Source organism: Candidatus Cloacimonadota bacterium (genome assembly GCA_034661015.1).
Lineage (GTDB): Bacteria > Cloacimonadota > Cloacimonadia > JGIOTU-2 > JGIOTU-2 > JAYEKN01.
On the sequence record JAYEKN010000191.1, the window covers coordinates 1 to 12,595 of the forward strand.

The 12,595-nt window shown below is 35.9% G+C and carries 7 protein-coding genes; all 7 read left to right on the forward strand.

The annotated features are described in order from the left end of the window. Window positions 1-324 precede the first annotated feature (324 nt). The 7 genes from dxr to U9P79_07255 all read left to right on the forward strand — a co-directional run bounded on the left by dxr (window position 325) and on the right by U9P79_07255 (window position 12,383). Window positions 325-1,464, forward strand: a complete 1,140-nt coding sequence (gene dxr, locus U9P79_07225; protein ID MEA2104413.1) for a 1-deoxy-D-xylulose-5-phosphate reductoisomerase — start codon at window positions 325-327, stop codon at window positions 1,462-1,464. 45 nt (window positions 1,465-1,509) lie between these two features. Then, window positions 1,510-3,912 carry a DNA internalization-related competence protein ComEC/Rec2 gene (locus tag U9P79_07230; GenBank protein ID MEA2104414.1) on the forward strand — a complete coding sequence of 801 codons (2,403 nt, stop codon included), beginning with the start codon at window positions 1,510-1,512 and terminating at the stop codon, window positions 3,910-3,912. A gap of 203 nt (window positions 3,913-4,115) precedes the next feature. Further along, complete coding sequence (locus U9P79_07235) at window positions 4,116-4,697, forward strand: TetR/AcrR family transcriptional regulator (protein ID MEA2104415.1); 582 nt, start codon at window positions 4,116-4,118, stop codon at window positions 4,695-4,697. Further along, the gene (locus tag U9P79_07240; GenBank protein ID MEA2104416.1) at window positions 4,694-6,103 is read left to right on the forward strand and encodes a TolC family protein; all 1,410 of its coding nucleotides are present in this window, start codon (window positions 4,694-4,696) and stop codon (window positions 6,101-6,103) included. Before U9P79_07235 ends, U9P79_07240 begins: the two co-directional genes overlap by 4 nt. Window positions 6,104-6,115: 12 nt before the next feature. Next, on the forward strand, window positions 6,116-7,213 hold the full coding sequence (locus U9P79_07245) for an efflux RND transporter periplasmic adaptor subunit (protein ID MEA2104417.1): 1,098 nt from the start codon (window positions 6,116-6,118) through the stop codon (window positions 7,211-7,213). Window positions 7,214-7,222: 9 nt separating this feature from the next. Next, a complete protein-coding gene (locus tag U9P79_07250; protein ID MEA2104418.1) occupies window positions 7,223-10,291 on the forward strand; it encodes an efflux RND transporter permease subunit in 3,069 nt (1,022 codons plus the stop codon). Between the two features lie 757 nt (window positions 10,292-11,048). After that, entirely contained in the window at window positions 11,049-12,383 is a 1,335-nt protein-coding gene (locus U9P79_07255; protein ID MEA2104419.1) for a DUF2851 family protein, read from the forward strand. Window positions 12,384-12,595 lie beyond the last annotated feature (212 nt).

Consider the following 12,595-nt stretch of genomic DNA (forward strand, 5'->3'; position numbering starts at 1 on the left):
TAGTGTCCATCCGTTAAGGAAAATCTTGAGTTAAGTTCCGTTTTTTTGAACTTGACTTAAGATTTTCCAACTCACAAATATAACGCTAATTAACTTAATAGATAATTTTTTCAATTCGTCACGGAATGGTCCGTGACTTCTCGAAAAGGCTACTTTTTGGACAGACACTAATTAATATCATAGTTAATAATTGTTTGTGAAATTATTTTGAAAAAAATGAGGCTGGATGTGAATTCATACAACTAAACCTTGACACTTAAAGGGTAACAGGGCAAGTCCTTGATGAAATGTTATTCATGTTTTTCGACGTGAAAGGATTCTAAAATGAGAAAAAAAATAGTTATTTTGGGCATTACCGGTTCTATTGGCAAATCCGCATTGGATGTTATTCGGAAGCATTCGGATAAATATAAAATTGTCCTTGCTTCTTCGCACAATCGCTATGAAGATTTGCTAAAGATCTCAGATGAGTTTAATATCCCAAAAATTGCTGTTACAAACGCAATTTATCAGCGAAAAATTAATACAGACAAACAAATCTATTTCGGGGAAGATGAATTATTATTGGTCTTGGATAATTTGGATTATGATATTTTACTGAATGCTGTGGTAGGTTCTGCGGGACTAAAATATACGCTTTCCGGTGTAAGATCAGAAAAAATAATCGCTTTGGCAAACAAGGAATCTCTTGTTATGTCCGGAGATATTATCGATAAACTCATTTCACAAAATAATGCCAAATTAATTCCGGTGGACAGCGAACATAGTGCTATCATGCAGTGTTTATTGGGAGTAAAAGATTCAGCGGAAATCCGCAAAATTATTTTAACTGCATCCGGAGGCCCTTTTCGCAATCGTCCCTTTGAGGATTTTGAGAGCATCACTTTGGCAGACACGCTCAATCATCCCACTTGGAATATGGGGAATAAAATAACCGTTGATTCTGCAACGATGGCAAATAAAGGGTTGGAAGTTATTGAGGCACATCATCTTTTCAAACTTCCTTTTGAGCAAATCGAAACAATCATTCATCCGCAGTCAATCATTCATTCTTTTGTCGAATTCGTGGACGGGTCAATCCTTTCCCAGCTGAGTTTTCCGGATATGAAAATTCCTATCCAACTGGCGTTATCCTATCCTGAACGAATTCCTGCAACTGCAAAATTCACTGATATTTCGCTTTTACCTGATCTTACTTTTGAAAAAATGGATTATCAAAAATTTCCCTTGTTAGAAATTGCTTACGAAGTTGGGAAAGCTGGTGGAATTATGCCCACGGTTTTCAACGCAGCAAATGAAGCGGCTGTTTCGCTTTTTCTTAACGGGAAAATCCATTTTACTGAAATTATGAAAATCATCGAAACCAGTTTGGATATTTCGAATATTTTGGATCCCGATATTGAGACAATTTTATCTATCAATGAGGAAATAAAACTAAAGATATTTTCACAATTTCAATTGTGATGTTTATTATTATGTAAAAAATTGAGGTAATTTGTTTAGGGGAAGATGAAAACAATACAAATATTTCAAGATAATTTATACTGTAAATTATCCATCAGACCGTTTATTTTCTTAACCTTTTTCTTTGCTTTGGGGATATGGGCTTCCAAAGTTTTGCCCTTTTCATCACAAATTTATATCCTTGCATTTCTGATATTTTTTACCATCCGGATTTTTACTCCCTCAAAATCTCTGCTGATTCTATTTTTGTTTTTGCTTCTTGCAGGCGGGGTAAGATATTCGCTAATTGGATTTCATCCTACGAATCATATTTCTCAGGTCCTACCGGAACTCGGTGGTGAAAAATTGCATATTATCGGCAAAATTTCGAGCGAACCTGAATATTTTTCTGAAAAAACCAAATTCATTCTCAAAGTACAAAAGATTGAAAATCTGAAAGTAAATGGGAAAATTTTAATTCGTATTTCAGGGAAAACCAATTTGGCAATTGGAGACAAAATAAGTTATTACGGCAGTATCCAAAGACCTGGTAAAAGCACAAATCCATACAGTTTTAATTATACGGAATTCTTGGAAAGCCGGGGAATTTACGGGTTGTCGTATTTATATCATCAAAAAGTGAAAGTAATCGGAAACGAGAAAACTTTTTTGTCTGAATTTGTTATTCCGGTGCGGCAGTTCGTAAGGCAGAAGATTATAAAATTTTATCCGAGTAAGCAAGCGGGTTTTCTGCAAGCAATTCTTCTCGGTGAAAAAGGAGCATTATCTGACGATTTGCGAGAAGATTTTGCCAACTCGGGACTATCACATATTCTTGCAGTTAGCGGATTACATACCGGAGTCATAGCTCTGATTTTGCTCACACTTTTTCAAATAATCGTCAGGAAAAAAAATCTCGCTAGGATTTTCACGATTATTTTTCTTGTCTATTATGTTTTTCTTTCCCATTCGGTTCCTTCGGTACAGAGGGCTGTAATAATGATAAGTCTAATCTTGATCGGGAAAATTTTGCAGCGAAAATCAGATACTATTAACATTCTTTTTGCAGCCGGATTTATCATCCTCGCTATAAATCCAAACCAGCTTTTCAGTGTGGGATTTCAATTTTCTTTCTCCTCTGTCTTCGCAATTTTGGTAATTTTTCCTCTTTTCTCAAGACTTCTAAGAAAAATTAGAAAAAAATCCCGAGCGGTATTTTGGGGAATGAATATGGTTTTGCTCAGTCTTACGATTCAAACGATTCTCGCTCCCTTCACAATTTATTATTTTCATAAGGTCGCTTTCGGAGGAATTTTTTCAAATCCTATTGCGATTCCGCTGGTCGGATTTATTTTACCATTATCAATTTTGACAATAATTTTACCGATTCCCTTGCTCAATACTTTTTATGTTGCTGCAAATGAAGTTTTGCTACGTCTGCTGTTCGGTGTTTCCAAATTTGTTAGCATGCACAAAATTTTATTATTTGAATATATTTATTTGGATAAATGGCAAGTGTTTACAATCATTTTACTAATCCTCATATTGGTTTTGCTATGGGATAAAAATGAAAATTTGAAAGCGAAGCGAAGGAAATTTGTAATGGGATTTTTTCTTATAATTTTCATTTTATTTGTACCACATTTTTTTCAAAAACATTTACTAAAGCTAACTGTTCTTGATGTGAAATTGGGCGATTCGATATTTTTGCAAACTCCCCTAAAAAAGAATATCCTTATTGATACCGGCAATAAATCGCAACATTTAAATTATGGTGAAAGGGTAGTGATGCCGTATCTTTTGAACGAAAAAATTGATCATCTTGATTTGTTGGTTTTGACCCATCCCCATGCTGATCATATTGGCGGAGCGGCTTACATTATAAATAAAATCAAAATCAATCGGGTACTTATGCCAAAGTGCGATTACGATTCGGAACTTTATCATAAATTAGAAAATCTTATCGGAGAGAAAGAAATCTCGGTAACTTTTGCAGATACTTCGGTCGTTTTTGATGACTTTCCTTCAGTAAAATTGGATTTGCTATTTCCAGTTTATGATTATTATTCGGAAAACGTCAACAACTATTCTATTGTTCTGAGGTGCGATTACAAAGAATTTTCTTGTTTGCTAACCGGTGATGCGGAAAAAGAAGTTGAAAATTGGTTAGTAGAAATATATGGTGATGGTTTGGATGTGGACGTGCTCAAGGTTTGCCATCATGGAAGTAAAACGTCTTCAACACAAGAGTTTCTCCAATTGGTAACTCCCGAATATGCAGCTGTATCCGTGGGAACTCCCAATAAATTTGGATTGCCAAATAAAATTATTATGGATAGATTGGAGCAAAATACGAATGAATATTTCCGCACAGATAGAGACGGTGCAATAATTTTTCTCACAGACGGAATGACTCTGGAAATAAAGACAATTTTAACCGAAAAGTGTATATTAGATAGTAGTTTGTAAAGTTTGGATGGAGCAAAACGGAAAATAGAAAAAATTTATATAATACCCGCAAAAAAATCTATTGAGAGAAAGATAAAATTAAACATTTGAATATTTAACTAAAATGTTAAATTGGTTGACAGATTTTTTCGGTTAATAAAATATTTGAACAAATTATTAAATAAATCAAATGTTTTTCCCGATGTTTCGGGACAGGAGAAAACATGGATAAGAAAGAAGAAATATTAAGGGCTGCAGAAACGGTCTTCCTGAAATATGGCTTGGCAAAATGCACGATGGAAGATATCGCCAAAGCTTGTAGCGTGAAGAAGACGGCTCTTTATTACTATTTTGATAGTCGCGATGATATTTTTGTTAAAATGATATCTAATAAATTGGATGAAATGATGGATGAACTTGTTTCTTTTGTGGATAAGGCGAAATCAACAAAAGAAAAGATCAAATCATTTATGCAAAAAAGGATTGAGCTGGTCTTAAATAACAAACCCTTTGTAGAGATTTTCCATGATGATGGATGCCTAAAAATATTGAAAGAGAAAAGAAAAAAAATAATTCCTAATGAGTTTAATATTGTTAGCAATATCGTGGAAGAAGGATTGGCAAAAGGAGATATTTTTGCAGATGCTACCAAACCTGTAATTCTGATGATCCTTGGGGTTACTTACGGTTCTCTTTATGCAAATATGGAAATAGGTGTGGAATGGGATTACAAAAAACAAATTAATAGTGCGGTGAATATTATATTTAATGGAATTGGGAAAAAGATTGAAAAGGAGTGTGAATGAGAAAAGTAATTATTGTTGCTCTTTTTGTTATCTTATTTGCAAGTTCTGTTGCGGCCAGAATGCAATTATCTTTGCAAGATTGTATTCGACTGGCAAAACAGAACAACAAAACTTTGCAACAAGCCGAACAGGAAGTACGCAAATATGAAGCCGATTACAACAATGTGCGGGGAGGTTTGTTTCCTCAAATTTCTCTAAGCGGAGGCTATCAATATAAAAGGACAGAATTACCCAAGTCAGCTGTTGTTGAAATGCCAGCTATATCGAGCCAGCTAAGTTCTCTGTCTGATACAACTATCGTGAATGATAATACTCTTTATGAGAATGAAGAAATAATCGCCAGTATAATTGATGGGGCATTCGAAGGATTGATGCCAAAAAAAGTTCAGAAGGAAAATTCCGCATTCGGACAGGTGAAATTGGATCAGGTAATATTTATGGGTGGTAAACTGATAAACGGAATTAACATTGCCGGAAAATTATATCACTTACAGGAGCGGAAATGTTTCCTCGTTGAGCAAGACGTGGTTTATAATGCAATTGATCAGTATTATCAGCAAAAATTGGCACGAGAAGTTGTGATCGTCAAGGTGGAAGCGCTTTCTATTGCTAAAAAACATTTCATGCAAGTTTCGGATATGTATGAGCAAGGATTGGTTTCCGAATACGACATGTTACGGGCGAAACTTGAAGTCCAAAAATTGAAACCCGATATTTTAAGAGCAAAAAAAAATTCCGCACTTGCAATGGAAAGTTTGCAAAATTATATTGGAATTGAAGAATTTATTACTCTTACGGATGAGATTGAATTACCCGAAATCGAAATAAACTTTTCTGATGCAGTCCGGATGGGATTAAAAGATCGGGTAGAACTTGAACTTGCAGAATTGAGCGTGGAAGTGAACAAAGTAAATCTTCGTTACGAAAAGGGAAATTTTTTGCCTATTATCGGGTTTAATGCCGAATATAATTATTTCGGGCAAAACAGTACGAAGATAAAATCGGATAATTGGGGGAATTATTATCAACTCGGTATTGGTTTTTCGATGCCGCTTTTTACCGGATTTTCTAATACGTCAAAGCAAGCAAAAGCCCGTCATTCACTCAAACAGGCACAGATTGAACAAAAGGCTCTCAAGGAAAAAATCAAATTGGATATCGTGAATTCCTCTTTGCAATTGAAAACGGATCTCAAAAGCGTGGAGGTCCAACAGGAAAATCTGCAATTAGCGGAAACGGGACTAAGAATCGCCGAATCTCGTTACGATAATCAGGTTTCCACCCAGTTAGAAGTTTTTGATGCACAACTCATGTTGCGATCTGTGAAGTTATCGTATTTAAATACTGTGTATGAAACAATTATGTCTTACGAAAAATTAAAAAAAGCCATTGGCATAGAATTATAATAAGGAGAAGAAATGAAGAAGAATGTTTTAATAGAAATTTGGAGTAAAATATTGCCTCGTAAAATAGAAAAGAAAAAGGCATTTCACCGGGCAAGCATCATATTTTTTTCAACAATGCTTGTTTTCCTCTTGACTAGCTGTGGAAAAAAAGAGGAAGTTAAGTCCGCAAACATGCAACAAATTTATAAAAAGCAGGGAATTCCAGTAAAGATCGAAAAGGTCATGCCCCAAGTATTCAAAAAAGTGTTAATCTACAATGCGAGGCTGACCGGCAATAGACAATCCCTTGCATCTGCAATGATGGGCGGGAGGATTGAAAAAATATATGTTTCTGTGGGAGAAAAGGTTACAAAAGACCAGCTCCTGATGGAATTCCCGCAGAACGCACCTTCCAGCCAATACAAACAAGCAAAAGCTGCCTATGAATTATCCCAAAAAACTGTTGAAAGAATGAGTAATTTATATGAACAAGGTGGGATTTCAAAACAGCAGCTCGATCAGGTTAGGACAAAATATGACGTGGACGAAGCAAATTGGGATGCAGTTCAACAAGTCGTAAAAGTTTTCGCTCCAATCTCCGGAATCGTAACTAACATCAATGTAAACGAAACGGATAATGTAAAATGCGAAAGCGTACTTGCTACCATATCCGATATGAGCAAAGTAAAGGGGACTGTTTGGGCAACAGAGGATGAATCGACTCAAATTAGGGAAGGTATGCCTGCGATTGCTCATTACAAAGATCTTACTCTAAAAGGAAAAGTCAGCCAAATAGCGATGTCTATGAGCAGCCGTTATAATGCCTTTAGGGTCGAGCTTGTTTTTGATAATCCTCAATTGCGATATAAATCCGGGATTATGTCAGAAATTCAAATTGATACTTTTAAAAATCCTTTAGCGATTGTTGTTGCCCGTGAGCAGGTGCAGAAAGATAAAAACGGAACTTTTGTTTTTACTGTGAAAGGAAATAAGGCAAAAAAGCAATATATTACAATTGGTAAACAAGACAACAATTTTGAAATAACTCACGGATTGGAATTAGGTGATGAACTTATTGTTGAAGGCTTAAATCTGGTTAAAGATGGAAACAAAGTAAAAGTCATCAAATAAGGAGCTGAAATGATTTTATCGAATTTATCAATTAGAAGACCGGTGATGATCACCATGTTAATTCTAGTATTTGTCGTATTTGGATTTTTTGCATATTCATCTCTGCCCCTAAATCTAATGCCCGTAATTGATATGCCTTTTGTTACAATTCAAACAATTTATCCGGGTGCAGGACCTCAGGAAATTGAGACTCAAATCACAAAGAAGATAGAAGATGCTGTCTCAACAATCAGCAAAATAGATTACGTCGAATCTTATTCTATGGATAATGTGTCTTTTGTAATAATTCGGTTCGAGCTGGGAAAGGATGCTAATATTGCAAATCAGGAAGCAAAAGACAGAGTTGATGCAATTGTAAATCAATTTCCGAACGATGCGGATAAGCCGAGTATCGCAAAATATAATCCGGGCGAAGAACCGATAATGAATCTTATTTTTAGTGGAAATCAAGATTTGATTACCCTTTATGAAATTGCAGATAAACGCCTTAAAGACCGTTTTGCCCAAATTGACGGTGTGGCTCAGGTAGAAATTTCCGGAGGACAGAAACGAGAAATTCACGTGGAACTCGATAACAAAGTTGTTTGTCAGAATGTTATTTCTCTGCCCCAACTCTCACAAATAATATCTTTAAATAACATGAATATGCCAGGTGGAAATTTTGACGAAAAAAAACAGGAATATTCAGTTAGGTTCGAAGGAGAATATACTGATTTACAAAACTTGAGGGATTTGGATATTCCTACTTATTTTGGAGTTAAAAAATTACACCAGCTTGGGAAAATTACAGATGGCGGAACTGAAATACGACAACGTTCTACCTACTTTAATAATATAGATAAAATAAGGAATGAAAATTTAGTCAGAATTTCGATAGTGAAAACTTCCGAAGGAAATCCGGTCGAGATTTCCCATGCAGTAAAAAAGGAACTTTCTGCAATTCGAAAGGATATTCCCGCAGGCTCCGAATTGGTAATTGTTAATGATGATTCGAAATTCATAGAAAGTTCTGTGAAGGACACTCTTAATAATGTAATTCTCGGAATTCTATTTACCGGTATAATTTTACTCTTTTTTCTGCACGATCTCCGCTCTACACTTATTGTGGCTCTTGCAATGCCCACTTCGATCATCTCCACTTTTCTGCTAATGCAAATGGCTGGATTTTCCCTCAATATTCTTTCCCTGATGGGATTATCCACTTCTGTGGGAATTCTCGTTACAAACTCTGTGGTGGTGCTGGAAAATATCTTTCGGCACAAACGTCTCGGCAACTTGCGGAGAGAAGCTGCCGAAAAGGGTACTTCGGAAGTTACGGTTGCGGTCATCGCCTCCACTCTTACAAATATTGTCGTTTTCTTACCACTCGCTACAATGAATACAATAGCAGGACAATATTTAACAGAATTTGCGCTTACCGTTGTTTTTGCCACAATTTTCTCCTTGGTAATTTCTTTTACATTAACTCCTATGCTTTCTTCTATCATCCTTCCTGATGAACAGAAGAAACATCCCATCGGAAAAAAGATTGAAGCAATGTTCGATAAGTGGGAACATTTGTATGGAAGATTGTTAGAAAAGATGTTTCACAAAAAAAGATTTTCAGTATTGATCATCGGTGTTAGTTTTTTGCTATTTTTTCTGACCATGATCTTTGTTGCTCCCAAACTTGGATTTGAATTTGTGCCTGAAATGGATGAAGGCAAACTAAAAGTTAAGATGGAATTACCTCAAGGAACATCACTGCAAGAAACTGTGAAATTATGCCAACAAGTCGAAAAAATAATCTTGAACCATAAAGAGGTGAAAAATGTGCTGGTAAATATGGGCTCTCTAAGTTCAATGGATATGGGAACGAATTTAGGACAGATCAGAATCGTTTTAGTGGATGCTAATAAGAGAAAACTAACTTCTCATCAAGTTGAAAATCTTTTGATAGAAGAATTAGCAACCGTTCCTAATGCTAAATTTCAAGTTGCTGCCACATCTTCCGGGGGTGGAGGGGGAATGGCTGATATTGAGTTTAATATTATGGGGCAAGAGTTGAATGAAATTGTCCTACTAAAAGATAAGGTGTTGGCAAAAATCAAAAATATCAAGGGGCTGACCAATCTTGAGGTGGATTATAAAGCAGGTAAGCCACAACTTTCCCTAATTCCTAAAAGACAAAAAATTTCTGATGCAGGAACTTCTGTCTATGAGATTGCTCTCACTATGAGAGCTGCTATCGAAGGAATACAAGCTTCGGTGTATCGCGAAAAAGGAAATGGATACGACATCAAAATATCCTTGACAGACGAATCTGTGGATAGTCCCGAGAAGATTGGAAATATCGCAATAGCCACAAAAACCGGAATGTATCGCCTTTCCCAATTAGCGGATTTGGAATATACAAAAGCCACCAATAAGATCAATCGAAAAAATAAATTTACTACCATCAAATTTACCGGGGGAGTGGGAACGGGATTTACCCAAAGTAATGTAATCAATCAAATTCGAGAAGCAACCAAAAATATTGATATGCCGGAAGGTTATATGATCAATTGGGGTGGAATGAGTGAAATGATGGAAGAAAATAATATTGCTATGGGAAAAGCATTTATGCTGGCAATTATGCTCACATATATGCTGCTTGCTGCTATTTTGGAGAGCTTCACAAAACCTATTCTTATACTTATGACCCTTCCTCTCGCAATGATCGGGGTGATACTCGCTTTATATTTTGCCGGACAATCTTTGAACTTAGTCTCAATGATGGCGATAATTATGCTTATCGGAATCGTTGTAAACGCTGCAATTTTGCTTATGGATTATACCCAGAAACTGAGAGAGCAGGGAAAAAATACAAAAACCGCCCTCATAGAAGCGTGCCCGACCAAACTAAAACCGATAGTTATGTCCTCAGCAGCAATTATGCTCGGCATGCTGCCTATGGCAATCGGGATTGGTTCTTCCGGTGCAGAAATGCGACAACCTCTCGGAATCGTGAGCATCGGCGGATTGCTGATATCTACCATCCTTACCTTGCTTGTCATTCCCGCATTTTATTACCTAACAACGAAATCTAAGATAAAATAAACATAACAAAACTTAACTTGTTCGCCAATAGGCGGATGAGGTAAATTTTGTTTGCTTTAAAACAGATCGAGGTGTCACGGACCACTCCGTGACACTGACCAATCCGTGACACAAATTTCGATCCATCGAGATGTTACGGACCAATCCGTGACACTGACTACTCCGTGACACAAATTTTTGTTCGTTTTGTTCGTTGCTAATTGAATTATTATCAAATCACGCATCCCCCCAAAATCAGCAAAAGATCAGCGTGAATTACACCTATACCTACATTAGCGCTTATAGAGGAAAGATGGTTTATAATTTCACATTTTCACAAAAAGGTAAAATAAAAGTGGATCAATTAAATAGAATGAAAATGAGATGGGTGATGTAGAAGTTCTAAATTTATAGGTTGAAAATGAATATTGTTCACTGACCCCAAAGGGGTTATTCAGATTTTTTCCTTTCTGCGAGGGCATAAATGCCAACGCTGAATCGAATAAAGCCGGATAAATCCGGCTGAAAAAAATGGCTGCTATGTTATGTAATGAGTATTATTCATAATACTTTTTTCGATTTAGCGTGGGGGTTTACCCCCTCGCAGACATTGTCCAAAACGACTGACTAATAAATCCAGACAAAATGCCCGCAAATAACTCGGTTTTTTTAGATGCATTCTTGTAAAAAAATGGGGGGGATGCGAATTATTATCAAATTTATTGACAGACATTTGCCTTTAAACAAAAAAAATCGCAAACCATATTCGGAGGTGGTGATGTTGAAAAAAATGGCAGAAACATTTTTGTATCATATTTGGGATGAGCAACATCTTCAGGAAAATTTGCAAACAAGAGACGAGCAAGATTTGAAAATTCTTTTTCAAGGAAAATGGAACAATCAGGCTGGTCCGGATTTTAAGGATGCAATTATTTTACTGAATAATAAAAAAGTGCAAGGGGATGTGGAAATTCACCGTTACGAAGCAGATTGGTATCATCACGAGCATCAGGAAAACAGAAATTTCAATGACGTTGTCCTGCACGTAATTTTTGAACAGAACAATTCAAATAAATTCACGATTTCGGAATGTGGAAATAAAATTCCTATTCTGATTATGAAGAATAATTTAGACGAAAGAGTGGAAAAATTGTGGGATAAATACGGAAATGCACCATTTGACAAAACACAAGACAAAACAATTCTGTGTAAACTTGCTCAATCCGATATTTCTCCTACCCAACTCAGCAAAATTCTTTTTTCAGAGGGAGAAAACCGATTTGAGAAAAAATGCAAAAGATTTTCTGCAGAATTATACAACTCGGATTTCAATCAAATTTTGTATAAGGGAATTATGGAGGCTTTGGGATATTCCAAAAACAAATCACCCTTTTTGCGATTGGCTTCCAAACTAACTTATAATAAATTGCAAAAGCTTTCTCACGATTGTGATTCTCCACATGATATTTTTTGCATTTTATCAATTTACAGCGGGATTGATCCTCATAAATATAACTTTAAATTTATAGACAATTCCATATTAGAACGATATCAAGCACATTTGGAAAGATACAAAGAACAGATTGACGACGAGAATTTGCAAAATTATCAATGGAATTTTTTCCGATTGCGTCCGACCAATCATCCGCTTTTTCGTATGTGGCAAATATCACCGTTCTTATTTGCTTCGATTCAAAATAATATCATCAACCGGATAATGTCCATCTTCAGTGTCTCGGGCAATGAAAAAATCAAAGTCTCAAAATTTCCAAATCTATTCTATGATATTCTCAATCCCGATAATGAGCGATTACCAAAAATTGGCAAATCACGTTGTGATGATATTTTTTTCAACATTATCCTTCCGGTGGCACATTTATATGCAAAAACTCTTGGCTATCAGGAACTCGCAGAAACGATTATCCACATTTATAAAAATTCAGGAAAACTTTCCGAGAATCACATCACGCGTTTTGTTTACACGCGTCTAAAGGATAAAATTCCCAACAAAAAGAAACTCAAATTAATCCACCAGCAGGGATTGATTCAGCATTATTACAGATTCTGTACACACTTTGATTGCCAAAATTGTTTGAATAATTTCTTGCCATAAAATGAATATACGATAAAGATTGTACAAATCGACAGTGCACTTGAGTTAAATCCAATCTTTTTCGGATTTGACTCAAATGCGGAACTAGAGCCTGTCCGTAAAGTATAGATTGGACGCAGATGAATGTGATAAACAACATCACGCTGAAAAAAAATGATTTACGCAGATAAAAAATTTAATTACAAAAAGAGTAGTATCAGCGCCTGCCCCGT

What these genes read in the sequence shown, in the direction of transcription:
- dxr (MEA2104413.1), top strand. Translation starts at nt 325, where the DNA reads ATGAGAAAAAAAATAGTTATTTTGGGCATTACCGGTTCTATTGGCAAA.
- U9P79_07230 (MEA2104414.1), top strand. Translation starts at nt 1,510, where the DNA reads ATGAAAACAATACAAATATTTCAAGATAATTTATACTGTAAATTATCC.
- U9P79_07235 (MEA2104415.1), top strand. Translation starts at nt 4,116, where the DNA reads ATGGATAAGAAAGAAGAAATATTAAGGGCTGCAGAAACGGTCTTCCTG.
- U9P79_07240 (MEA2104416.1), top strand. Translation starts at nt 4,694, where the DNA reads ATGAGAAAAGTAATTATTGTTGCTCTTTTTGTTATCTTATTTGCAAGT.
- U9P79_07245 (MEA2104417.1), top strand. Translation starts at nt 6,116, where the DNA reads ATGAAGAAGAATGTTTTAATAGAAATTTGGAGTAAAATATTGCCTCGT.
- U9P79_07250 (MEA2104418.1), top strand. Translation starts at nt 7,223, where the DNA reads ATGATTTTATCGAATTTATCAATTAGAAGACCGGTGATGATCACCATG.
- U9P79_07255 (MEA2104419.1), top strand. Translation starts at nt 11,049, where the DNA reads ATGTTGAAAAAAATGGCAGAAACATTTTTGTATCATATTTGGGATGAG.